The 22102-nt window shown below is 70.7% G+C and carries 23 protein-coding genes; 12 read left to right on the plus strand and 11 right to left on the minus strand.

The features are described 5' to 3' along the window. Positions 1-15: 15 nt before the first annotated feature. Positions 16-1050, minus strand: coding sequence for a DEDDh family exonuclease (locus OHT51_RS32870; protein WP_328882540.1), 1035 nt, complete (start codon positions 1048-1050; stop codon positions 16-18). Positions 1051-1268: 218 nt separating this feature from the next. Between OHT51_RS32870 and OHT51_RS32875 the strand changes: the two genes are divergently transcribed. Then, positions 1269-1979 carry a VIT1/CCC1 transporter family protein gene (locus OHT51_RS32875; protein WP_328882541.1) on the plus strand — a complete coding sequence of 237 codons (711 nt, stop codon included), beginning with the start codon at positions 1269-1271 and terminating at the stop codon, positions 1977-1979. A gap of 4 nt (positions 1980-1983) precedes the next feature. Here the strand turns inward: OHT51_RS32875 and OHT51_RS32880 are convergent, their stop codons facing one another. From OHT51_RS32880 to OHT51_RS32890, 3 genes are all read right to left on the minus strand, one after another. Beyond that, the gene (locus OHT51_RS32880; protein ID WP_328882542.1) at positions 1984-2964 is read right to left on the minus strand and encodes a CopD family protein; all 981 of its coding nucleotides are present in this window, start codon (positions 2962-2964) and stop codon (positions 1984-1986) included. Between the two features lie 127 nt (positions 2965-3091). Beyond that, positions 3092-4558: a CoA transferase gene (locus OHT51_RS32885; RefSeq protein WP_328882543.1), complete on the minus strand. Its 1467-nt coding sequence runs from the start codon at positions 4556-4558 to the stop codon at positions 3092-3094. 47 nt (positions 4559-4605) lie between these two features. Next, complete coding sequence (locus tag OHT51_RS32890; RefSeq protein ID WP_328882544.1) at positions 4606-6132, minus strand: S8 family peptidase; 1527 nt, start codon at positions 6130-6132, stop codon at positions 4606-4608. Positions 6133-6518: 386 nt separating this feature from the next. Here OHT51_RS32890 and OHT51_RS32895 point away from each other — a divergent pair, with 386 nt between their 5' ends. From OHT51_RS32895 to moaA, 3 genes are all read left to right on the plus strand, one after another. Next, on the plus strand, positions 6519-6875 hold the full coding sequence (locus tag OHT51_RS32895; protein ID WP_328882545.1) for a DUF485 domain-containing protein: 357 nt from the start codon (positions 6519-6521) through the stop codon (positions 6873-6875). Further along, a complete protein-coding gene (locus OHT51_RS32900; protein WP_328882546.1) occupies positions 6872-8491 on the plus strand; it encodes a solute symporter family protein in 1620 nt (539 codons plus the stop codon). Before OHT51_RS32895 ends, OHT51_RS32900 begins: the two co-directional genes overlap by 4 nt. Positions 8492-8650: 159 nt before the next feature. Then, complete coding sequence (gene moaA, locus OHT51_RS32905) at positions 8651-9640, plus strand: GTP 3',8-cyclase MoaA (protein ID WP_328884521.1); 990 nt, start codon at positions 8651-8653, stop codon at positions 9638-9640. Here the strand turns inward: moaA and OHT51_RS32910 are convergent. Both OHT51_RS32910 and OHT51_RS32915 read right to left on the minus strand, forming a co-directional pair. Then, positions 9623-9850 (minus strand): hypothetical protein, encoded by a 228-nt coding sequence (locus OHT51_RS32910; protein WP_328428660.1) that lies wholly within the window; start codon positions 9848-9850, stop codon positions 9623-9625. The genes moaA and OHT51_RS32910 overlap by 18 nt on opposite strands. Positions 9851-10063: 213 nt before the next feature. Continuing rightward, the gene (locus OHT51_RS32915; RefSeq protein ID WP_328882547.1) at positions 10064-10462 is read right to left on the minus strand and encodes a DUF3099 domain-containing protein; all 399 of its coding nucleotides are present in this window, start codon (positions 10460-10462) and stop codon (positions 10064-10066) included. A gap of 247 nt (positions 10463-10709) precedes the next feature. Here OHT51_RS32915 and OHT51_RS32920 point away from each other — a divergent pair, with 247 nt between their 5' ends. Further along, a complete protein-coding gene (locus OHT51_RS32920) occupies positions 10710-10994 on the plus strand; it encodes a GlsB/YeaQ/YmgE family stress response membrane protein (RefSeq protein WP_328882548.1) in 285 nt (94 codons plus the stop codon). 80 nt (positions 10995-11074) lie between these two features. Here the strand turns inward: OHT51_RS32920 and tyrS are convergent, their stop codons facing one another. Genes tyrS through OHT51_RS32935 form a run of 3 tightly spaced genes read right to left on the minus strand, consistent with a single transcriptional unit; the run spans position 11075 to position 15313 of the window. Beyond that, on the minus strand, positions 11075-12343 hold the full coding sequence (tyrS, locus tag OHT51_RS32925; protein WP_328882549.1) for a tyrosine--tRNA ligase: 1269 nt from the start codon (positions 12341-12343) through the stop codon (positions 11075-11077). A gap of 55 nt (positions 12344-12398) precedes the next feature. Then, positions 12399-13793: a metallopeptidase TldD-related protein gene (locus OHT51_RS32930; RefSeq protein ID WP_328882550.1), complete on the minus strand. Its 1395-nt coding sequence runs from the start codon at positions 13791-13793 to the stop codon at positions 12399-12401. Then, positions 13790-15313: a TldD/PmbA family protein gene (locus OHT51_RS32935; protein WP_328882551.1), complete on the minus strand. Its 1524-nt coding sequence runs from the start codon at positions 15311-15313 to the stop codon at positions 13790-13792. The genes OHT51_RS32930 and OHT51_RS32935 overlap by 4 nt, the downstream gene beginning before the upstream one ends. Before the next feature lie 240 nt (positions 15314-15553). Here OHT51_RS32935 and fabG point away from each other — a divergent pair, with 240 nt between their 5' ends. The 3 genes from fabG to OHT51_RS32950 all read left to right on the plus strand — a co-directional run bounded on the left by fabG (position 15554) and on the right by OHT51_RS32950 (position 17566). Continuing rightward, positions 15554-16258, plus strand: a complete 705-nt coding sequence (gene fabG / locus OHT51_RS32940) for a 3-oxoacyl-[acyl-carrier-protein] reductase (RefSeq protein ID WP_328882552.1) — start codon at positions 15554-15556, stop codon at positions 16256-16258. Positions 16259-16263: 5 nt separating this feature from the next. Further along, positions 16264-17040, plus strand: coding sequence for an enoyl-ACP reductase FabI (gene fabI / locus OHT51_RS32945; RefSeq protein WP_328882553.1), 777 nt, complete (start codon positions 16264-16266; stop codon positions 17038-17040). Positions 17041-17203: 163 nt separating this feature from the next. Next, positions 17204-17566, plus strand: a complete 363-nt coding sequence (locus tag OHT51_RS32950) for a hypothetical protein (protein ID WP_328882554.1) — start codon at positions 17204-17206, stop codon at positions 17564-17566. On the opposite strand, the gene OHT51_RS32955 is transcribed toward OHT51_RS32950, so the two are convergent. Beyond that, complete coding sequence (locus tag OHT51_RS32955; RefSeq protein ID WP_328882555.1) at positions 17544-18236, minus strand: FadR/GntR family transcriptional regulator; 693 nt, start codon at positions 18234-18236, stop codon at positions 17544-17546. The two genes, OHT51_RS32950 and OHT51_RS32955, sit on opposite strands and share 23 nt — an antisense overlap. 70 nt (positions 18237-18306) lie before the next feature. Between OHT51_RS32955 and OHT51_RS32960 the strand changes: the two genes are divergently transcribed. The 4 genes from OHT51_RS32960 (at position 18307) to OHT51_RS32975 (ending at position 20757) form a co-directional block, all read left to right on the plus strand. Beyond that, positions 18307-19605 carry a CynX/NimT family MFS transporter gene (locus OHT51_RS32960; protein ID WP_328882556.1) on the plus strand — a complete coding sequence of 433 codons (1299 nt, stop codon included), beginning with the start codon at positions 18307-18309 and terminating at the stop codon, positions 19603-19605. A gap of 49 nt (positions 19606-19654) precedes the next feature. Then, positions 19655-19771: an SGM_5486 family transporter-associated protein gene (locus OHT51_RS32965; protein ID WP_328882557.1), complete on the plus strand. Its 117-nt coding sequence runs from the start codon at positions 19655-19657 to the stop codon at positions 19769-19771. Positions 19772-19966: 195 nt separating this feature from the next. Further along, positions 19967-20173 carry a hypothetical protein gene (locus OHT51_RS32970; protein WP_328882558.1) on the plus strand — a complete coding sequence of 69 codons (207 nt, stop codon included), beginning with the start codon at positions 19967-19969 and terminating at the stop codon, positions 20171-20173. 65 nt (positions 20174-20238) lie between these two features. Then, positions 20239-20757 (plus strand): SixA phosphatase family protein, encoded by a 519-nt coding sequence (locus OHT51_RS32975; protein ID WP_328882559.1) that lies wholly within the window; start codon positions 20239-20241, stop codon positions 20755-20757. Between the two features lie 81 nt (positions 20758-20838). Here OHT51_RS32975 and serB read toward each other — a convergent pair whose 3' ends face one another. Then, complete coding sequence (serB, locus tag OHT51_RS32980; protein WP_328882560.1) at positions 20839-22050, minus strand: phosphoserine phosphatase SerB; 1212 nt, start codon at positions 22048-22050, stop codon at positions 20839-20841. Positions 22051-22102: the final 52 nt, after the last annotated feature.

A 22102-nucleotide genomic window follows, 5' to 3' on the forward strand; every position in this document is an offset into this window, starting at 1 on the left:
CACCCGTCCGTACGGTCACCGCTCCGACGCCGGTTCCACGTCCCGCAGGAGTTGGCCGAACGCCGCCTCGTCGATCACCGGTGTCCCGTACTGGCGGGCCTTGACGATCTTGGACGTGCCCGCGTCCGGGTCGTTGGTGACGAGGAGGCTGGTCAGCCGGGACAGGCTCGTCGACACATGCAGCCCCGCCTCGATCGCACGGTCCTCCAGCAGGTCGCGCTCGATGGACGTGTCTCCGGAGAAGGCGACCCGCATGCCCTGCTTGAGCCGTTTGCCGTCTTCGTAGCGACCTGGGTTGGGATAGGGGCAGGCGGGCCTCTTGCGGGAGGGCCGCCAACTGGTCGGCTGATAACTGCTGTAGCCGGTGTACCCGCCGTTGCCGCCGTCGCCGCCCTGAGAGCCCGCCTGCCGGCCGATCCGGGGGGCCGCAGCCGCGGTGTCCCGCCACTCGGTCAGCGGCAGGCACTCCTGCAGCGGCAGCCGCACACTGCCGGCCGCGGCGGCCCGCAGGCTCGGCCGGAACGCCTCCGCGAGTACGCGCGCGTCGTCCAGCGCATGGTGCGCGCGCTGCTGCACGACGCCGAAGTGCGCGGCCAGCGACTGCAGCTTGTGGTTGGGCAGCGGCAGGCCCAGCTCCTTCGACAGCGCGATGGTGCACAGCCGCTGCCGCACCGGTGCCCGGCGCTCCGCGCGCGCGTACTCCCGCGCGATCATCTGCCAGTCGAAGACGGCGTTGTGCGCGACGAGGACCCGGCCGTCCAGCCGGGCCGAGAACTCCTCGGCGATGTCCGTGAAGAGGGGAGCGCCCTCCAGTGCCTCGCTCGTCAGACCGTGGATCCAGACCGGGCCCGGGTCGCGCTCCGGGTTGACCAGCGTGTACCAGTGGTCCTCGACCTCGCCGCGCGCGTCCAGCCGGTACACGGCCGCGGAGATTATCCGGTCGTCCCGGGCCAGGCCGGTGGTCTCCACGTCAACGACCGCGTACCCCTGGGGGTACGCGGTCGGCCATGCTGTGGGGGAGGGCGCTGCGGTCGCAGGGTCTTCGAGCATGGTCACTGAGGATACGGGCCGGGACTGACACTCCTGCCCGTCAGGTGCCTTGCCCCGCCTGCCCGTTCGAGCGTCGCGAACGTCAGCGCGTCAACCGGTCGGCGTGCGCGCGGTGTTGCGGACCCCGGGCAGCGGCGCCCGCTGCCCGTGCTGCGCCAGGAGCCGGTCCGGGAGCGTCGGTACGTTCCCGATGTCCGCCACGGTGCGATCCTCCGCATATGACCGAACCAACGCATGACGAGGCCCACGGCGGCGCGCTGGGCACGCGGCTGAACTGGTTGCGGGCGGCGGTTCTCGGAGCGAACGACGGCATCGTCTCGACCGCGGGGCTCGTCGTCGGCGTGGCCGGCGCCACCGACGAGCGGGCGGCCCTGCTCACGGCCGGGCTCTCCGGGCTGCTCGCCGGGTCGATGTCGATGGCGGCGGGGGAGTACGTCTCGGTCTCCACCCAGCGCGACTCGGAGAAGGCGGCGCTGGCCCTGGAGAAGAGGGAGTTGCGGGAACAGCCGGAGGCGGAGCTGGCGGAACTGGCGCAACTGCTGGAACGGCGCGGGCTGTCCCGGGAGGTGGCCGTGGAGGCGGCGGTCCAGCTGACGGAACGGGACGCGCTGAAGGCACACGCGCGCGTGGAGCTCGGCATCGACCCGGACCGGCTGACCAACCCGTGGCACGCGGCGTGGGCGAGCTTTCTGGCGTTCACGGCCGGGGCGCTGCTGCCGCTGCTGGCGATGGTGCTGCCGCCGGCGGACTGGCGGCTCGCGGTCACCGTCGCCTCCGTCCTGGCCGCCCTCGCCCTGACCGGCTGGAGCAGCGCACGCCTGGGCGCCGCCGCCCCGCCCCGCGCGGTACTGCGCAACATGGCGGGCGGGGCGCTGGCCATGGGGGTCACCTACCTGGCCGGGACGCTGCTGGACGTGGCGGGGGTGTAGCGCCTCACCAGCGGATCGGCACCGGCAGCGCCGTCAGCAGCCCCGACACGGTGACCACCACCCCGAGGGCGACGACCTCCGCCCGCGCGGGCGAGCAGGCGGCCAGCGGGTCGGCCGCGTGGCGCAGCCGGATCCGCGCCCACAGGGCGAGCGCGACCACGGCCACCATCAGGATCACCTTGGCCAGCAGGACACGCCCGTACGCCGTCTCGGTCAGCTGCTGCAGGACCGTGTCCGGCGGCATCCGGCGCAGCGAACTCCACACCCCCGTGGCCGTGATGGCGGCGAGCAGGACGGCCGCCACGCGCGCGTAGAGGCCCAGCAGGGCGGCCCCCGCCTCCCTGACGCTCCATCCGCGCAGGGTCCGCAGGGCGTACAGCAGCCCGCCGACCCAGAGCGTCGCGCACGTCAGGTGCACCAGCGTCAGCCCCGAGCCCAGCAACGGGCTGTGCTCGGTGGTGGGGTGCGCGCGCAGCGCCTCGGCGACCACGACCGCGGCCAGTGGCCAGAGCTGGGTGGCCGGCCGGCGTGAGAGGGCGCACAGCCCGGCGAGGGCGAAGGCGTTGACCTCCAGCAGCGCGAGCTTGCCGTCGCGTGTCGCGGAGAGGCCGCCGACGTCGAGGTCGGCCGGACTGCTCGGCACGAGGTTGCCGGTGGACACGACCGACGCGAGGGCGAGTGCGGCGACGAAACCGGCCGCCGCGGCGTAGGGCGCCCAACTGCGGGGCATGGCCGGCGGAGCGCCGGGCACGGACCGGGCCAGCCGGTTCACGAACAACTCGCCCACCGGGACGCACAGCGCCGTGAACAGCACCGTGCGCAGCAGTCCGATCCCACCGGTGCCGGGCGCCGCGGCCTCCCCGGTGCCGTGCAGCGCGGCCGACGGCCCGAGCAGGGGGACCAGCGCCGCCAGCGCGACCAGGACGAGAACGGCCACGGCCCGGCTGACGCCGGGGCGCGGTCTTGGAGTGCTCCCGTCGATCATGGCGGGGGAAGGTCTTGTCAACGTCACCTCAAGATCTTCACAAAAATCACATAGTCGGGCAAGCACCAGAAAACAAGTGGTGGTGCGGCATTCCGTACGGGGGTACGGCGCCGCTGCCCTCCGGCGCTCAGGCCCACCGCGCCAAATCCGTGCCCCAAGCCCCCGGCGGCCGCGCCCAGTCGAGGGGACCGCCCGCGAACGACACCGGCGTCCGGGCGTACCGCAGCCGCCCGAGCGCGCTGTCCCGCTCGGTGAGCCAGGCGTCGGGAGCGTCGTACGCCTCCGACGCCTCCGACGCCTCCGACGCCTCCGACGCCTCCGACGCCTCCGACGCCTCCGACGCCTCCGACGCCGAGACCCCCTGCGGGCCCGGCCGGATCCCGGTCGTCAGCCACTTCGCCGTACGCGCCAACGACAGCCGTACGCGACGGCCGTACCCCTGGTCCAACTGCTCGGTCAGAGCTCGCAGCACGGCAGCCGCCAGCAGGTATCCCGTCCCATGGTCGAGGGCCTGTGCCGGCAGCGCACCGGGCCGCCCGGCCGATCCGTCGGCCATGCCTCCCTCGGTCGCGGCGATCCCGGTGGCGACCTGTACGAGGCTGTCGAACCCGCGCCGCCCGCCCCACGGCCCGTACGCGCCCCAGGCCGACACCTCCGCGACGATCAGCCCGGGCCGCCGCTCGGCCAGCTCCCGCGCGGACAGCCCGAACCGGTCCAGGGCGCCCGGCCGGTAGCCGGTGACGACGACGTCCGCCGACGCGAGCAGGTCCTCGAAGGCGCGCCGGTCCGTCGTCAGGTCCAGCGTCGCCGAGCGCTTTCCGAAGCCCGTGTCGGCGTGCTGGTCGGGCAGTTCGGGCAGTTGGGGCGGGTCCACGCGCAGGACGTCGGCGCCGAGCAGGGCGAGGGTGCGGGTGGCGACCGGTCCTGCGATGACCCGCGTCAGGTCCAGTACGCGCACTCCGGCGGCGGGCAGCAGGACAGAGCCGTCGAGCGGCGAGAGCGCACGCGCGCGTGCCGTGTCCGACCGCTCGTGCTCGACCAGCGGCCGCCGGGCCACCGCGACCGCCTGCTCGTGCGCCGTCCACTCCTCGGGCGTACGCAGCGCCACGGCCAGCCCGCCGGCCGCGTACACGGCTTCCTCCACCTCGAGCGCAAGACGCTCGGCGAGCAGCACCCCGACGGCGTCCGGATCCTCCTCCGGCACGCCCAGCGCGGTCAGCAGCCGGGCCCGGTGATGCGGGAAGTTCGCATGCGTGCGCACCCAGCCGTCCGACGTGCGCCAGAACCGCGACAGCGGGGCGAAGTTGACCGGCGCGCGCCCGTCGACCAGCAGATGCCGTTCGCTCACGAACGCGGTGGCGATCGCCCCGTCGTCCAGCCGCACCCCGGGCACCTCGGCGAGCCCGGCTCGCCGCGCCCCCAACTCGGCGGCGGCCAGCGCGCACGCGCCCACGCACGCGCGCGCCAGTTCCCGTACGGGAAGGCGCGCACGCAACGCGCCTTCCCGTACCACGGTCGACACCCGCGCAAGAAGAGCGGGATCGCCGCCCACCGCGGACCAGGCAGAACTGATCGGAGTGCTGATCGGAGTCATGGCTGCACTATGCAGTATTTGACTCAGTCAACGGAGTCGTTTTCGACTCAGTCGACGGCGTCCAGCGCGTTGACGATGCCGAACCCGTAGAAGCCGTTGAACCGCTTGCCGCCCTCGCACACCGCGTCCTGCTTACCGTCGCCGTCCTGGTCGTACGACTCCGGGCAGCCCGGGTTGTCCGCCTGGGCCTTGAGGAGCGCGTGCAACTGGGCGCCGTTCGCGTGCGGGTACCGGGACTTCAGCAGCGCGGCGACGCCCGCGGCGTGCGGGGAGGCCATCGACGTGCCCTGCAGGAAGCCGTACTTGCCGTCCGGGAGGGTGGCCAGGATGCGGCCGTTCTTCGACGGGGTGTCCGGGATCTGGTAGAGCCGGTCGCCGCCCGGCGCCGCGATGTCGATGACGCCGTAACCGTAGGTGGAGTAGTACGACTTGACGTTCTGCACGCCCGTCGCGCTGACCGTGACGATGCCCGGCAGCTGCGTCGGTACGTCGAAGCACTCGGACGGGTCGACGGTGCGCTCGGCCGGGGTCGAGTCGTCGGGGCTGCTGTCGTCGACGATCGCGTCGGAGGCGAGGTCGTGGTTGGAGTTGCCGGCCGACGCCAGATTGAGCGTGCCCTTCCTCTGGGCGTACTGCTGGGCCCTGTTGACCGCGTCGACGATGGCCCGCTGGTCGGGATCGTCCATGCAGTTGTAGAGCCACGGGTCGACGTAGTAGCTGTTGTTGGTGATCTCGACGCCGTGATCGGCGGCGAACACGAAGGCGCAGACGACGCTTTCGGGGTAGTAGAGGCCGTTGACCGGGTCGCTCACCTGGATGGCGGAGACCTTGACGCCGGGGGCGACACCGGCGATGCCGATGCCGTTGCGGGGCGCGGCGATCTCGCCCGCCACATGGGTGCCGTGCGCGTCGGTGGTGGTGTACGGCCGCCACGCGCCGGGGCTGGTGTCCGCCTTGCCGCCCGCGCAGTTCGCGGACTGGCTTGCGGAGAAGTTCGGCGCGAGGTCGGGGTGGGTGTCGTCGACGCCGTTGTCGATCACGGCGACGGTCACCCTGCGGCTGCCGGGGTTGATCTTCGCCGCCCGGTCGGCGCCGATGGCACGCAGGTTCCACTGGTCGGCCTCGAGAGGCTCCTCGGCGCCCGCCGCGGCGCTCTGCGTCCGCGCCGCCTGCTGCTCCGTCATGAGCTGGGCGGGGCCCTCGTCCGTGGTCCCGGCGGCGGTCAGGGGGGCCGTGCGCGAGGCACCTGCCGACTCGACGCCCCGGACCTTGCGCATCGCCTTGGCGAAGTCGGGGTTCGCCGAGTGGACGACGATCACGCCGATCTTCTCGTACGCGATCACGACCGTTCCGCCGGCCGTGGCGATCGCCTTCTTCACCGACTCGATCGTGCGGCGGTCCTGGCGGGTGTTGACGACGTAGGCCAGAGCGGGCCCGTCCGTGACCTGCGCGACGGGCTGCGCGGGAGGTGCGGCTGCCGATGCCGCCGTCGGCAGGAAGCCGAGCGAGGCCGTCAGCGACAGGGCGAGCGGGACGGCGAGGCCGAGTCGGCGTCTGGACCGCAGATGAGCCATGGGTTCTCCACATCATCCGGAACGAGACCGCCCGAGACACCGGTTGGCGCTCAGGCAGGTACATGACGAGTGGTGCAGAGGCGAAGCTATCCCCGAACCCGCTGGCCAGCAATCCGACCGATCGACTTCGGAAAGAAGTGCGGGGAGTTGAACCGGTCCTTGCGTGGCGCCGTGACCTTGGACAGGAGGCGCGAGCACGATCGAGCCCCCTGTTGGATCACGCGCCGGGGCCCTAACATCGCCAGCCGGTTCAAGTGATCCGCGTCACTGCGAGGAACAGAGCCGTCATGCCCGTACCCGATCCGCCCCCCACTCCTGATCCGTCCCCCCTCCCCGAACCGTCCCCGTCCACCGTCGCAACAGCGCCCGCAACGCGAGGAGACTCCGTGGCCACCGACGCACCGCCCCCCTCGAAAGAGCAACACAAACTCCCTTCCACCGAGGAGTTCGTCGAGGTGCACGAGAGCGCGGAGTTCGTTGAACTGCGCCGCTCCTACCGCTCCTTCGCCTTTCCGCTGACCGTCGCCTTCATCGCCTGGTACCTGCTGTACGTCCTGCTCTCCAACTACGCGGGCGACTTCATGGGCACCAAGCTGTTCGGCAACATCAACGTCGCGTTCGTCTTCGGTATCGCCCAGTTCGTGACCACGTTCCTCATTGCCTGGTGGTACTCGCGCCACGCCGGCGCCAAGCTCGACCCCAAGGCCGAGGCCATCAAGACCCGTATGGAGGGCGGCGCATGAGCCCCGCTATGACCCTTGCCGCGAACGAGGCCAGCGAGCACCGGCCGCTGATCATCACCCTCTTCGCCTGCTTCGTGGTTGCGACCCTGTTCATCACCGTCTGGGCGGGCCGCCAGACCAAGGACGCCGCCGACTTCTACGCCGGCGGACGGTCGTTCAGCGCCTTCCAGAACGGCCTCGCCGTCTCCGGCGACTACATGTCCGCCGCGTCCTTCCTCGGCATCGCCGGCGCCATCGCCCTCTTCGGCTACGACGGCTTCCTGTACTCCATCGGCTTCCTGGTCGCCTGGCTGGTCGCCCTGCTCCTGGTGGCCGAGCCGCTCAGGAACTCCGGCCGCTACACGATGGGTGACGTCCTCGCGTACCGCATGCGCCAGCGCCCGGTGCGCACGGCGGCCGGCACCTCCACGATCGTCGTGTCGATCTTCTACCTCCTGGCCCAGATGGCGGGCGCCGGTGTCCTGGTCTCGCTGCTGCTCGGCATCACCTCCGACGCGGGCAAGATCCTCATCGTCGGCCTCGTCGGCGTCCTGATGATCGTGTACGTCTCCATCGGCGGCATGAAGGGCACCACCTGGGTCCAGATGGTCAAGGCCGTGCTGCTCATCGGCGGCACGATCCTCATTACGTTCCTGGTGCTGCTGAAGTTCAACTTCAACATCTCCGACCTGCTCGGCAAGGCAGCCGAGAACAGCGGCAAGGGCGCCGCCTTCCTGGAGCCCGGCCTGCAGTACGGCGCCACCGGCACCTCGAAGCTGGACTTCATCTCCCTCGGCATCGCCCTGGTCCTCGGCACCGCCGGTCTGCCGCACATCCTGATCCGCTTCTACACGGTTCCCAACGCCAAGGCCGCCCGGAAGTCCGTGAACTGGGCGATCGGCATCATCGGCGGCTTCTACCTGATGACCATCGCCCTCGGCTTCGGCGCCGCGGCGCTGATCTCCCAGGAAGAGATCATCGCGTCCAACCCGGCAGGGAACACGGCGGCACCACTGCTCGCCCTGCATCTGGGCGGCGTGGACTCGGCGTGGGGCGCGATCCTGCTCGCCACCATCTCGGCGGTGGCCTTCGCGACGATCCTCGCGGTCGTCGCCGGCCTGACGCTGGCCTCGTCCTCGTCGTTCGCCCACGACATCTACGCGAACGTCATCAGGAAGGGCCAGGCCACCGAGAAGGAGGAGGTCCGGGCGGCCCGCCTCGCGACCATCGGCATCGGCGCCGTCTCCATCCTCCTCGGCGCCCTCGCCCGCGATCTCAACGTCGCCGGCCTGGTCGCCCTGGCCTTCGCGGTCGCGGCCTCCGCCAACCTGCCGACGATCCTCTACAGCCTGTTCTGGAAGAAGTTCACCACCCAGGGCGCGCTGTGGTCGATCTACGGCGGTCTGATCGTCGCCGTCGGCCTGGTGCTGTTCTCGCCGGTCGTCTCCGGCGACCCGAAGGCGATGTTCCCGGACGTCGACTTCGCCTGGTTCCCGCTGAAGAACCCGGGCATCATCTCCATCCCGTTCGGCTTCCTCATGGGCTGGCTCGGCACGGTCCTGTCGAAGGAGGAGCCCGACGCCGGCAAGTACGCGGAGCTGGAGGTCCGGTCCCTGACCGGCACCGGCGCCCACTAGCAACCCCCTGAGAGAGCCTTCCGAGCGGTCGCGTCGTAGATCCCTACGACGCGACCGCGTCGTACGTCGTGGGATCGGGCCGGTGTCGCTGTCAGCGCGGTCACGTAGGCTCGCAGGTGTAGGAAGTTGAATCTGGTCGTGACGAGGGAGGGGGCCCACGTGCTCATCGACACCTACGGCCGAGTGGCCACCGACCTGAGGGTTTCGCTGACGGACCGCTGCAACCTGCGGTGCACCTACTGCATGCCCGAGGAGGGCCTGCAGTGGCTGGCCAAGCCCGACCTGCTCACGGACGACGAGATCGTCCGCCTGATCGACATCGCCGTCACCTCCCTCGGCATCGAGGAAGTCCGCTTCACCGGCGGCGAGCCCCTGCTGCGCCCCGGACTGGTCGGCATAGTCGAGCGCGTCGCGGCCCTGGAGCCCCGCCCCCAGATGTCGCTGACCACCAACGGCATCGGCCTCAAGCGCACCGCCGCCGCCCTGAAGACCGCAGGCCTGGACCGGGTCAACGTCTCGCTGGATACCCTCCGCCCGGACGTCTTCAAGACCCTGACCCGCCGCGACCGCCACAAGGACGTCATCGAGGGCCTGTACGCCGCCCGCGAGGAGGGCCTGACCCCGGTCAAGGTCAACTCGGTGCTGATGCCGGGCCTGAACGGCGACGAGGCCCCCGACCTGCTGGCCTGGGCCGTGGAGCACGACTACGAACTGCGCTTCATCGAGCAGATGCCCCTGGACGCCCAGCACGGCTGGAAGCGCGACGGCATGATCACCGCCGGGGACATCCTGACGTCCCTGCGCACCCGTTTCGAGCTGACCCCCGAGGGCGAGGCGAAGCGTGGCTCGGCCCCGGCGGAGCGCTGGCTCGTCGACGGCGGCCCGCATGTGGTGGGCGTCATCGCCTCCGTCACCCGCCCGTTCTGCTCGGCCTGCGACCGCACCCGCCTGACGGCCGACGGTCAGGTCCGCACATGCCTGTTCGCCACGGAGGAGACGGACCTGCGAGCAGCGCTGCGCTCCGACGCCCCCGATGAGGAGATAGCGCGCATCTGGCGGCTGGCGATGTGGGGCAAGAAGGCAGGAGCCGGCCTGGACGACCCGTCGTTCGTGCAGCCGGACCGTCCGATGTCAGCCATCGGTGGCTGAGGGGACCTCTTCCCACTCCGCGAGCAGGACCACGTCCTTCAAGAACCCCCGCACCCCGAGGAACTGCGACAGATGCTCGCGGTGCTCCTCACAGGCGAGCCACGTCTTGCGCCGCTCCGGCGTGTGGATCTTCGGGTTGTTCCACGCCAGCACCCACACGGCGTCGGCACGGCACCCCTTGGCGGAGCAGATCGGCGTCTCGTCACTCACAGATTCGTCCCACAGATTCGCGCACAAAAGGCGACGCCGAGCAGCCACGGGGGGAGCTGCCCGGCGTCGGTCTGTCGCTCCGACGGGGGATGCGGAGCGCCTACGAAGTATGTCACGGGTAGCCCGTCGCCCGGCACCGGAACAACACTATTGATCTGAGCTTTTCCTGAGCTTGGCTTGGAGTCGGCTTCCGGAGGGAAGGGGTCCGCGGCATCACACGCCGTCGCGCGGTTTGCTCTGTGCGCCCGGCGCGGAGTCGCCCACCACATCTTCCGGGACCGATTCCGCGAAACCGTCATCCGTCCGCGGCGGCGTGATCATCGGCCGCATCGGCGCGGCCACGAACGTGGACGGCAGACCTGGCGCATTCTCCCGCCCCGCGTTGGCGATCACCACCGCGATGTACGGCAGAACCGCCCCGAGCACCAACGCCACGATCGCGACGTGCCGTTCGACGTTCCACAGTGAGGCCGCGAGGATCACCGACACCGTGCGGACCGACATCGAGATGATGTACCGGCGCTGCCGGGCGCGCACATCGTCCTGGAGACCCGCCCGGGCCCCGGTGATCCGGAACACCTCGGTGTGGCCGCTCGCGCGCAGCTTCCGCATCAGATTCCACCATCCGCCCGCATCGGACTCTCCCCGCGCCCGTACCCGTCCGCCCCCCGGTCGGGGACCCGGGCCGGGACATCTCCCACGTTACGCCTCGCCTCCGCCGCCTACGAGACCGGGGCACCTGTCACCTGGAGGAACGCCGCCAGCCGTAACGCGTACGGCGGTACCCGGCATGCGGCGTACCAGGGCCGGACCCAAGACTGGGCGTACTGCTCACCCCGAGCCGGACGAGGAGGCAGCCATGGGCTGGTTGTGGGCGATCATCGTGGGATTCGTGCTGGGTCTGATCGCGAAGCTGCTGATCCCGGGCAAACAGCACAGCCCGCTCTGGCTGACCACGATCTTCGGCATCCTCGGGGCCATCGTCGGCAACTCCGTCGCCCGGGCGTTCGGCGTCGAGTCGACCCGTGGCATCGACTGGAGCCGGCACATCTTCCAGGTCGTCGCCGCGGTGATCATCGTGTACCTGGGCGACATGCTGTACATGGCGACGCTGGGCAAGCGGAAGCAGCGAGACCGAGCGTGATCACGGCGATGCGGGCGTGATCACGGCGAGGGGGCGACCTCCCTTCCAGGAGGCCGCACCATCGCCATGGGTACGTCCGCTCAGACCCCGGTGACCTCGACCGCCGCCAGGTTCTTCTTCCCGCGCCGCAGCACCAGCCACCGCCCGTGCAGCAGGTCCTCCTTCGCGGGCACCGCGTCCTCGCCGGCGACCTTGACGTTGTTCACGTAGGCCCCGCCCTCCTTCACGGTGCGCCGCGCGGCGGACTTGCTGGCCACCAGGCCGACCTCGGCGAAGAGGTCGACGACCGGGCCGAGCTGCTCGACCTGGATGTGCGGCACCTCGGAGAGGGCCGCGGCCAGCGTCCGGTCGTCCAGCTCCGCCAGCTCGCCCTGGCCGAAGAGGGCCTTGGACGCGGCGATCACGGCGGCCGTCTGGTCGGCGCCGTGCACCAGCGTCGTCAGCTCCTCGGCCAGCGCACGCTGCGCGGCACGGGCCTGCGGACGCTCCTCAGTCTGCTTCTCCAGCTCCTCCAGCTCCGCACGGGACTTGAAGGACAGGATGCGCATGTAGGTGGAGATGTCCCGGTCGTCCGCGTTCAGCCAGAACTGGTAGAAGGCGTACGGCGTCGTCATCTCCGGGTCGAGCCAGATGGCGCCGCCCTCGGTCTTGCCGAACTTGGTGCCGTCCGCCTTGGTCATCAGCGGCGTCGCCAGAGCGTGCACATTCGCGTGCGGCTCCAGCCTGTGGATCAGGTCCAGACCGGCCGTGAGGTTGCCCCACTGGTCGCTGCCGCCCTGCTGGAGCGTGCAGCCGTGCCGCCGGTACAGCTCCAGGAAGTCCATGCCCTGGAGCAGCTGGTAGCTGAACTCCGTGTAGCTGATGCCCTCCTCGGACTGCAGACGCCGGGCCACCGAGTCCTTGGTCAGCATCTTGTTGACGCGGAAGTGCTTGCCGATGTCCCGCAGGAACTCGATGGCGGACAGCCCGGCCGTCCAGTCCAGGTTGTTGACCATCACCGCGGCGTTGTCGCCCTCGAAGGACAGGAACGGCTCGATCTGGCCGCGCAGGCGGTTCACCCAGTTCGCGACCGTCTCCGGGTCGTTCAGCGTGCGCTCGGCCGTCGGGCGCGGGTCGCCGATCTGGCCCGTGGCGCCGCCGACCAGCGCCAGCGGGCGCAGGCCCGCCTGCTGGAGGCGGCGCATGGTGAGCACCTGGACCAGGTGGCCGACGTGCAGGCTGGCCGCGGTCGGGTCGAAACCGCAATAGAACGTGACGGGACCGTCCGCGAGCGTCTTGCGCAATGCGTCCTCGTCAGTGGACAGGGCGATCACGCCACGCCACTTCAGCTCGTCGACGATGTCCGTCACGGTTCTCGTGTCTCCTCGATGATCTCGGGCAGTCGGGTGACAGCCGACTACGAGGTTATACGCCCTGACTGACAGAGCTCATGTTGAAATCGGGGACGCGCAGCGCCGGCATCGCCGCCCTAGTGAACCAGTCACTCCACTCCCGGGGCAGGGTCTTCTCCGTACGCCCCGCCTCCGTCACCCGCCCCAGCAGACCCACCGGGGACTCGTTGAACCGGAAGTTGTTCACCTCGCCGGTCACCTCACCGTTCTCGACGAGGTACACCCCGTCCCGGGTCAGGCCGGTGAGCAGCAGCGTCGCCGGGTCGACCTCGCGGATGTACCAGAGGCAGGTCAGCAGCAGCCCGCGCTCGGTGTTCGCGACCATCTCCTCGAGCGAGCGGTCCTCGCCGCCGTCCAGGATCAGGTTCTCGATGCCCGGCGCCACCGGCAGACCGGTCAGCCCCGCGCTGTGCCGGCTGGTGGTGAGGTGCTTCAGCCTGCCCTCGCTCATCCACTCGGTGGCGGCGAGCGGCAGCCCGTTGTCGAACACCGACTGGTCGCCCCCGGAGGAGTGCGCGATCAGGAAGGGCGCGGACTCCAGGCCCGGCTCGTTCGGGTCGCTGCGCAGCGTCAGCGGCAGCTCGCTCAGCTGCTCGCCGACACGCGTCTTGCCGCCGGGCTTGGAGAACACCGTCCGGCCCTCGACCGCGTCCCGCCCCGAAGCCGACCACATCTGGTAGATCAGCAGGTCGGCCACGGCGGTCGGCGGCAGCAGCGTCTCGTACCGGCCCGCCGGCAGCTCCAGGCGCCGCTCGGCCCAGCCGAGGCGTACGGCCAGCTCAGCGTCCAGTGCTGTGGGGTCCACGTCCTTGAAGTCCCGCGTGTAGCGCCCCGCCCATGCCGAGCGGGTACGGTCCGGGGACTTGGCGTTCACCTCCAGCGTGCCGTTGGGCTGGTCGTGCCGCAGCCGCAGCCCGGTGGACGTGCCCACGTACGTCGACACCAACTCGTGGTTGGCGAAGCCGTACAGCTCCCGGCCGCCCGCACGCGCGCGTGCGAACGCCTCACCCAGCGCCGGGGCGAAGTCGGCGAACACCGTGGACGACGTCTCGGCCGGGGCGTCCGTGAAGTCCGGCGCCGCCGGTACCTCGCTCACCAGCGGCTGCGCGTCCTCGGAGGGCCCGGCCCCGCGCGCGGCGGCCTCGGCGGCCCGCACCAGCGGCTCCAGCTCGTCCACGGTCACGGCCGACCGGGACACGACACCGGAGGCCGTGCCCTCCTTGCCGTCCACGGTCGCGACGACAGTGAGCGTCCGCCCGCGCGTGACGCCGTTCGTGGTCAGCGCATTGCCGGCCCAGCGCAGATTGGCGGTCGACTGCTCGTCGGCGATGACGACGCACCCGTCGGCCCGGGACAGCTCCAGGGCCCGCTCGACGATCTCGTGCGGCTTGTTGGTACGGGCGCTCATCGACCGGCCTCCTGCGTGGTGTTGAGAATGTTGACGCCCTTGAAGAGGGCCGACGGGCAGCCGTGCGAGACCGCCGCGACCTGCCCCGGCTGTGCCTTGCCGCAGTTGAAGGCGCCGCCCAGGACGTATGTCTGCGGGCCGCCCACCGCGGCCATCGAGCCCCAGAAGTCCGTGGTCGTCGCCTGGTAGGCCACGTCCCGCAGCTGGCCGGTGATCCGCCCGTTCTCGATCCTGAAGAACCGCTGCCCGGTGAACTGGAAGTTGTAGCGCTGCATGTCGATCGACCAGGACCGGTCGCCGACCACGTAGATGCCCCGGTCGACGCCGCCGATGAGATCCTCCGTCGACATCCCGGCCGGATCCGGCTGCAGTGAGACATTGGCCATGCGCTGCACCGGCACATGGCCGGGGGAGTCGGCGAACGCGCACCCGTTGGACCGCTCGAACCCGGTCAGCTTTGCGATCCGCCGGTCCAGCTGGTAGCCGACGAGCGTGCCGTTGCGCACCAGGTCCCAGGACTGGCCCTCGACGCCCTCGTCGTCGTATCCGATGGTCGCGAGGCCGTGCTCGGCGGTGCGGTCACCGGTGACGTTCATCAGGTCGGAGCCGTACCGGAGCTTGCCGAGCTGGTCGAAGGTGGCGAAGGAGGTGCCGGCGTAGGCGGCTTCGTAGCCGAGGGCGCGGTCCAGTTCGGTGGCGTGGCCGATGGACTCGTGGATGGTCAGCCACAGGTTGGAGGGGTCGACGACGAGGTCGTACGGCCCCGGCTCGACGCTCGGCGCCCGCATCTTCTCGGCGAGCAGCTCGGGGATGCGCGCGAGCTCGTCGTCCCAGTCCCAGCCGGTGCCCGTCAGGTACTCCCAGCCGCGTCCCACGGGTGGCGCGATGGTGCGCATGGAGTCGAACTCGCCGGTCGACTCGTCCACCGACACGGCCGTCAGCTGCGGGTGCAGCCGGACCCGCTGCTGGGTGGTCACGGTCCCGGCGGTGTCCGCGTAGAACTTGTTCTCGTGGACGGTGAGCAGCGAGGCGTCGACGTGATTGACCCCGTCCGCCGCCAGCAGCCGCGCGCTCCAGTCCGCGAGCAGCCCCGACTTCTCCTCGTCGGGCACCGTGAACGGATCGATCTCGTACGACGAGATCCACGTCCGGTCGGTGTGCACGGGCTCGTCGGCGAGCTCCACCCGCTCGTCCGACCCGGCGGCCTTGATCACCTGGGCGGACAGCTTCGCCATCGCCACCGCCTGCGAGGCGACCTTGGCGGCGGCGTCCAGCGTCAGATCCACCCCGGACGCGAACCCCCAGGTGCCACCGTGCACGACCCGCACCGCGTACCCGAGGTCGGTGGTGTCCGACGACCCGGCGAGCTTGGCGTCCCGCAGCCGCCAGGACGCGCTGCGCACCCGCTCGAACCGGAAGTCCGCGTGCTCGGCACCCAGCGCACGCGCGCGTGCCAGCGCGGCGTCGGCCAGGGCGCGTAGCGGAAGCGCCGTGAAGGCTTCATCGATCGTATGGGGCACGGAGGTCTCCCTGCTGTCGTGGCCTGTCGGCACCGATCATGTCGCGCGGCCGGGGCCAGGGACCACACGTTTCCGGCTGGACTGCGCAAGTTTCTGTAGGGACCCGACAGTGACACCCGCAAGCCACTGTCGGTGCCCGAATGTCCCCCGGCGCGACCGGCCCGATAGGTTTTCGGGGAAGCCGCCTGCCATCCAGTGTTCGGGCGGGTGTGTTCAGACCCCAATCGAAAGGGTGATCCGTTGAGCCGCTCGGTTCTCGTCACCGGAGGCAACCGGGGCATCGGCCTCGCCATCGCCCGCGCTTTCGCCGATGCCGGCGACAAGGTCGCGATCACGTACCGCTCGGGAGAGCCGCCGGCCGGCTTCCTGGCCGTCAAGTGCGACATCACCGACACCGAGCAGGTGGAGCAGGCCTACAAGGAGATCGAGGCCGAGCACGGCCCGGTCGAGGTTCTGATCGCCAACGCCGGCATCACCAAGGACCAGCTCCTGATGCGGATGTCCGAGGAGGACTTCACCGCGGTCGTCGACACCAACCTCACCGGCACCTTCCGCGTGGTCAAGCGCGCCAACCGCGGCATGCTGCGCGCCAAGAAGGGCCGCGTGGTGCTCATCTCGTCGGTCGTCGGGCTGTACGGCGGGCCCGGTCAGGCCAACTACGCCGCCTCCAAGGCCGGCCTGGTCGGCTTCGCGCGCTCCCTCGCCCGTGAGCTGGGCTCGCGCAACATCACCTTCAACGTCGTCGCGCCCGGCTTCGTCGACACCGACATGACCAAGGTCCTCACCGAGGAGCAGCGTGCGAACATCGTGACGCAGGTCCCGCTCGGCCGGTACGCGCAGCCGGACGAGATCGCCGCCGCGGTGCGGTTCCTCGCGTCCGACGACGCCTCGTACATCACTGGAGCCGTCATTCCCGTTGACGGCGGACTGGGAATGGGTCACTGATCACCATGGCTGGAATCCTTGAGGGCAAGAAGATCCTCATCACCGGTGTGCTGATGGAGTCCTCCATCGCCTTCCACACCGCGAAGCTGGCCCAGGAGCAGGGCGCGGAGATCATCCTCACCGCCTGGCCGCGTCCTACGCTCACCGAGCGCATCGCCAAGAAGCTCCCCCAGCCGGAGAAGGTCAAGGTCCTGGAGCTCGACGTCTCCAACGACGAGCACCTCGCCCGCCTGGAGAGCCAGGTGCGTGAGCACTTGGGCGACAAGCTCGACGGCGTCGTGCACTCCATCGGCTTCGCGCCCCAGGACGCGCTCGGCGGCAACTTCCTGAACACGCCGTTCGAGTCCGTGGCCACGGCCATGCACGTCTCCGCCTTCTCCCTGAAGTCGCTGACCATGGCGCTGCTGCCGCTGATGACCGAGGGCGGATCCGTCGTCGGCCTCACCTTCGACGCGCAGTTCGCCTGGCCGCAGTACGACTGGATGGGCCCGGCCAAGGCCGCCCTGGAGGCCACGAACCGCTACATGGCGCGTGACCTCGGCAAGCACGACATCCGCTGCAACCTGATCTCGGCCGGTCCGATCGGCTCCATGGCCGCGAAGTCCATTCCCGGCTTCGCCGAGCTGGCGTCCGTCTGGGACAGCCGCTCCCCGCTGGAGTGGAAGCTGGAGGACCCGGAGCCGGCCGGCAAGGGCGTCGTCGCCCTGCTGAGCGACTGGTTCCCGAAGACCACCGGCGAGATCGTCCACGTGGACGGCGGTCTGCACGCCATCGGCGCCTGACCTCCCGTACGCCGCCGACGCCCCGTTCTCCCGCCGCGCGCGGGGGAGCGGGGCGTCACCCGTTCGGCTCATCCGGCGAGGCGGGGGAGGCCTGCGACAGCGCAGTCTGGAGTACGCGTTCATCACGCGAGCCCCTCCCCCGTACGGCCGAGGAGGTCCCGTTGTGCGCTTGTCCCGCCGCCTGGCCTCGACGACCGTTGCCGTCGCCCTCGTAGTGCCTCTTTCGTACGAGGCGATGGCCCACACGCACGCACGCGTGCACGCCGCGAGAGCGGAAGCGGAGCCCTGGGAGCCGTTCGGCTCCGCGTGCCGGATCAACGTCACCGGCTCCCATGTGACCGCGTACTGCCACAACCCCTATCCGGAGACCGACCGCGTGAGCCTGCACGTGGAGTGCGCCCGCTGGTGGGACATCGACAGTGACGGCTCCCCGGTGGACGCCGAACCCGCGCAGACCGTGCGGCTGACCGGACGCTGCTGGAAAGAGGTCGGCTCGGCGTGGGTCAGCCACCGGCAGGAGCGCTGAAGCGCCCCGGACGGCAGTGGAACGGATAGCCCGCCGCCTCCGACGCGGCCGCCGACGCGTCGCCCGCGCGGATCGCGTCCACCAGCCGCGCGTGGTCCAGGTACGACTCCGGCGTCAGCTCCGCGCCGACGTCGTCGCGCAGCCAGTCCCGCAGGACCTCGCCCAGGTCCGCGTACATCGCGATCATCGCGACGTTGTGGGACGCCGCGACGACGGCCAGGTGGAAGGTCGCGTCGGCCGCCACGAATGCCTCCGTGTCGCCCGACTCCCAGGCCTCCTCACGCCGCAGCAGGAGCGCGTCCAACTGCTTGAGGTCCTTCTCGGTGCGCCGCTCGGCGGCCAGCTGCGCGGCGCCCGACTCCAGCGTGGAGCGCAGCTCGGCGATGTGCCGGGGGTCGGCGTCGGCGAAGCGGCGGTGCATCACGCCGGCCAGCTCGCTGGTCGCCACCACGTAGGTGCCGGAGCCCTGGCGGATGTCCAGCAGGCCGTTGTGCGCGAGCGCGCGGACCGCCTCACGGACCGTGTTGCGGGCCACACCGAGCTGCTCGACCAGCTCGGGCTCGGTCGGGATGCGGGTGCCGACCGGCCATTCGCCCGAGGTGATCTGGTTCCGCAGCGCGGCGATGACCTGCTCGGACAGCGCCGAACGGCGGGGGTTGCTCAGGGGCATGGCACACCTTCGCACGGTAGGGCCGGGGCCGGGCGGCCCAGGGGTGGACAACCAATCATCCCATGATTCTATGATGGGCCGCATGGCACGTGAGGAAAACCGGACGGCGACGTCCACGCGAATACGCACCCCGCAGGCACCCACCACGACGGAGCCCGCCACGCGCGCGTGGACCGGCACGTGGACGGTACGGCTGGTCGTGCTCGGCATCGTGCTGACCGCGCTGAACCTGCGCCCCGCCATCACCAGCCTCGGCGCCCTCCTCGAAGAGGTCCGCGACGGGCTCGGTATGAGCGGCAGCGTGGCCGGACTGCTCACCTCCGTGCCCCCGCTCTGCTTCGCCGTCTTCGGCGTCATGGCACCCCGGCTCGCCCGCCGGTTCGGCCCCGGCGCGGTGGTGTGCGCGGGCATGGTCGCCATCACCGCCGGACTGCTCCTGCGCCCGTACGCGGGCAGCACGGCCGGCTTCCTGGCCGCCAGCGCCCTCGCCCTCATGGGCATCGCCGTCAGCAACGTCCTGATGCCGGTCATCGTCAAGCGCTGGTTCCCGGACCGAGTCGGCTCCATGACCGGCCTGTACTCGATGGCCCTCGCCCTCGGCACCGCGTCCGCCGCGGCCGTGACGGTGCCCATGACCGAGGCGCTGGGCGGAAGTTGGCAGACCGGGCTCGCGGTGTGGGCGGTGCTCCCGGCCGTGGCCGTACTGCCGTGGATTCCCTTCGTGCGGGACCGCAAGGCAACGTCCGCCGCGCCGGAGAACCACGCGCGCGTGGCCGCACCCCAGCTGCGGATCACCCGGAGCCGCACCGCCTGGGCCCTCGCCGTCTACTTCGGGCTCCAGGCCACCGGCGCCTACATCACGATGGGCTGGATGGCGCAGATCTTCCGGGACGCCGGTGTGCCCGCCGGCACGGCGGGGCTGCTGCTCGCCCTCACGATGGTGATGGGTGTGCCGCTCGCCTTCGTCATCCCGCGCCTCGCCACCAGGCTGCCCCACCAGGGACCGATCGTGCTGGCGCTGGGCGCCTGCGGCCTCGTCGGGTACGCGGGCCTGTACCTCGCGCCGGTCGCCGGTGCCTGGGTCTGGGCGCTGCTGCTCGGCGTCTCCAACTGCTCGTTCCCGCTGGCCCTCACCATGGTCGGCATGCGGGCCAGGAGCAGTGCGGGAGTGGCGCAGCTGTCGGGCTTCGCGCAGAGCACCGGCTATCTGATCTCGATCCCCGGCCCGCTCCTGGTCGGCGTGCTCTACCAGCACAGCGGCGGCTGGGGTCTCCCGATCGCGCTCATGGCCGGCCTCATGATCCCGCAGATGGCGGTCGGGGTCCTGGCGGGACGCAACCGCACGGTCGAGGACGAGGCGGCCCGCTGAGCGTCACCCCGGCGGACCCGCCGCGGCCCGGGGGTGCGAAACTTGCCGTATGCCAGTGCTCGACCCGAACCCCCGCAACGGCCAGAAGAAGCTGCTGCTCGTCTTCGGCACGTTCTTCGCCATCTTCGCCGTCATCGCCGTCGTCGCGACGATCGCCTCGCCCTGACGCACGCCCCGTCGCAGACGTCCCTCGATGCACAGCGGGCCGGCGATGGTGGGGCTAGCACCCCCATCCCCTAGGGGGTGAGTGTCAGGGTCAACTGGGTGGATCACCGGATGGGTTGAGAGTCGCGGAGTCCGTAACTTCGAAGTGTGACCGCGAGAGCCGGTCACGGACCACTCGAAGACTCACGGAGGCGACATGTCGGCCCGCACGCACACCCCGCCCCACCCGGTGTCCACGGGCCGTGCCGACATCCGGCTGCCCTGGTGGGCCCTCGCGCTGCCGACGCTCGCCTTCATCACGCTGCTGATGCTGATCCTCGACCCGTCCGACGCGCATGCCGCGACCGCCGAGCCCGCGATCAGCCAGCTCTTCGAGCGCATAGCTCAGCTGATCACGCGCTGAGCACCGCCGAAGCCGCCCGTCAACTCCCTGCGCCCCGTGGCCTGTTTCATGCGAAGCTGGATCTCATGAGCGTCGCAGAATCCCGCAGGATTGTCCTCTTCCGGCATGCGAAAGCCGACTGGCCACAGGTGAACGACCACGAGCGGCCGCTCGCCGACCGGGGCCGAATGGACGCGGCAGAGGCCGGCCGCAGGCTGGCCGACACCGACATCCCTTTCGACCTGGCCCTGTGCTCCACCGCGACCCGGACCCGGGAGACCTGGAAGCTCGCCGTCCATGAGTTCCCGCACCGGCCGAAAACCGTCTACGAAGAGCGGGTGTACGAGGCTTCGCCCGGCGAACTGATTGCTGTGCTCAACGAAACACCCGACGACGCACAGAACGTCCTGCTGATCGGCCACAACCCGGGCGTGCAGGGCCTCGCCGAGATCCTCTCCGGTTCGGCCGAGGCCGAACCGCGCGACCGGATGAGCCGCCGCGGCTTCCCGACCGCCGCCTTCGCCGTCCTGTCCTTCGGCGGCAGCTGGAAGACGCTGGAGCCCGGCGTGGCCACGCTGCTCGACTACTGGGCACCCTCCGAGTGACGAACCCACGCACAGGGGCCCGGCACCGTCGCGGCGCCGGGCCCCTGCGCACCCAGGGCATCGGATGCGGGGTGCCGGTCGTCAGACCTCGTCGTCGTGCATGTCCGCGGCCTCGACCTCTTCGCGGGTGACGCCCAGCAGATACAGGACCGTGTCCAGGAAGGGCACGTTCACCGCGGTGTGCGCCGCCTCCCGCACCACCGGCTTGGCATTGAAGGCGACGCCCAGGCCGGCGGCGTTCAGCATGTCCAGGTCGTTGGCACCGTCACCGATCGCCACCGTCTGGGACAGGGGCACCCCGGCCTCGGCGGCGAACCGGCGCAGCAGCCGCGCCTTGCCCGCCCGGTCCACGATCTCGCCGGTGACCCGGCCGGTCAGCTGCCCGTCGACGATCTCCAGCGTGTTCGCCTGGGCGAAGTCGAGCCCGAGCCGTTCCTTCAAGTCATCGGTGACCTGCGTGAACCCACCCGAGACGACCCCCACTTGATAGCCGAGCCGCTTCAGCGTACGGATCAGCGTGCGCGCGCCCGGCGTCAGCCGCACCTCGGTGCGCACCTTCTCCACCACCGAGGCGTCGAGCCCCTTCAGCAGGGCCACGCGCGCGTGCAGCGACTGCTCGAAGTCCAGCTCCCCGCGCATCGCGGCAGCCGTCACCTCGGCCACCTTGTCCTCGCAGCCGGCGTGCCCCGCGAAGAGCTCGATCACCTCGTCCTGGATGAGGGTCGAGTCCACGTCCATGACGACGAGACGCTGCGCGCGCCGGTGCAGACCCGCCGCGACGACCGCGATGTCGACACCCAGTGCCGCCGCGTGGGTCACCAGGGCGGTGCGCAGCGGCTCGGTCTCCACGCCGGACACCGCGAACTCCACCGCCGTCACGGGGTACTTGGCCAGCCGGAAGATACGGTCGATGTTGCCGCCCGACCTGGTGATCCGGGAGGCGATCGAGGCCGCCGCCTCCGCGGTCAGCGGGTGCCCGAGCACGGTCACCAGGGAGCGCCCGAGGCCACGCGGCCGGTTGTCGCCCAGGCCGGAGATGATCTCCGCCTGCATCTTCATCGAATCGGCCCAGCTGTGGACGGTCGCCCTCAGATCCCCCTCCAACCCCGCCGGAGGCTGCGTCACGAGCGCGCACAGCGTGATCCGGCCACGGGTGACGACCTGCTCGATGTCGACCACGTCGACGGAGTAGGCGGCCAGCGTGTCGAAGAGTCCGGCCGTGATTCCCGGCCTGTCCTTCCCGAAGATCTTGACGAGAAGGGTGGGGATGTCAGAGGTCTGCGAAGCGCTCATGGTGCTTCCACCGTATCCGGCACCCAGTGCCTGCCGCCCCTGAGGTCCGTCT

This window comes from Streptomyces sp. NBC_00299, assembly GCF_036173045.1.
GTDB classification, from domain to species: Bacteria; Actinomycetota; Actinomycetes; order Streptomycetales; family Streptomycetaceae; genus Streptomyces; species Streptomyces machairae.

Bases quoted from the DNA above. Each gene is read 5' to 3' on its own strand.
- OHT51_RS32870 (WP_328882540.1), bottom strand. From the start codon at position 1,050: ATGCTCGAAGACCCTGCGACCGCAGCGCCCTCCCCCACAGCATGGCCG.
- OHT51_RS32875 (WP_328882541.1), top strand. From the start codon at position 1,269: ATGACCGAACCAACGCATGACGAGGCCCACGGCGGCGCGCTGGGCACG.
- OHT51_RS32880 (WP_328882542.1), bottom strand. From the start codon at position 2,964: ATGATCGACGGGAGCACTCCAAGACCGCGCCCCGGCGTCAGCCGGGCC.
- OHT51_RS32885 (WP_328882543.1), bottom strand. From the start codon at position 4,558: ATGACTCCGATCAGCACTCCGATCAGTTCTGCCTGGTCCGCGGTGGGC.
- OHT51_RS32890 (WP_328882544.1), bottom strand. From the start codon at position 6,132: ATGGCTCATCTGCGGTCCAGACGCCGACTCGGCCTCGCCGTCCCGCTC.
- OHT51_RS32900 (WP_328882546.1), top strand. From the start codon at position 6,872: ATGAGCCCCGCTATGACCCTTGCCGCGAACGAGGCCAGCGAGCACCGG.
- OHT51_RS32915 (WP_328882547.1), bottom strand. From the start codon at position 10,462: ATGCGGAAGCTGCGCGCGAGCGGCCACACCGAGGTGTTCCGGATCACC.
- OHT51_RS32920 (WP_328882548.1), top strand. From the start codon at position 10,710: ATGGGCTGGTTGTGGGCGATCATCGTGGGATTCGTGCTGGGTCTGATC.
- OHT51_RS32930 (WP_328882550.1), bottom strand. From the start codon at position 13,793: ATGAGCGCCCGTACCAACAAGCCGCACGAGATCGTCGAGCGGGCCCTG.
- fabI (WP_328882553.1), top strand. From the start codon at position 16,264: ATGGCTGGAATCCTTGAGGGCAAGAAGATCCTCATCACCGGTGTGCTG.
- OHT51_RS32955 (WP_328882555.1), bottom strand. From the start codon at position 18,236: ATGCCCCTGAGCAACCCCCGCCGTTCGGCGCTGTCCGAGCAGGTCATC.
- OHT51_RS32960 (WP_328882556.1), top strand. From the start codon at position 18,307: ATGATGGGCCGCATGGCACGTGAGGAAAACCGGACGGCGACGTCCACG.
- OHT51_RS32965 (WP_328882557.1), top strand. From the start codon at position 19,655: ATGCCAGTGCTCGACCCGAACCCCCGCAACGGCCAGAAGAAGCTGCTG.
- OHT51_RS32970 (WP_328882558.1), top strand. From the start codon at position 19,967: ATGTCGGCCCGCACGCACACCCCGCCCCACCCGGTGTCCACGGGCCGT.
- OHT51_RS32975 (WP_328882559.1), top strand. From the start codon at position 20,239: ATGAGCGTCGCAGAATCCCGCAGGATTGTCCTCTTCCGGCATGCGAAA.
- serB (WP_328882560.1), bottom strand. From the start codon at position 22,050: ATGAGCGCTTCGCAGACCTCTGACATCCCCACCCTTCTCGTCAAGATC.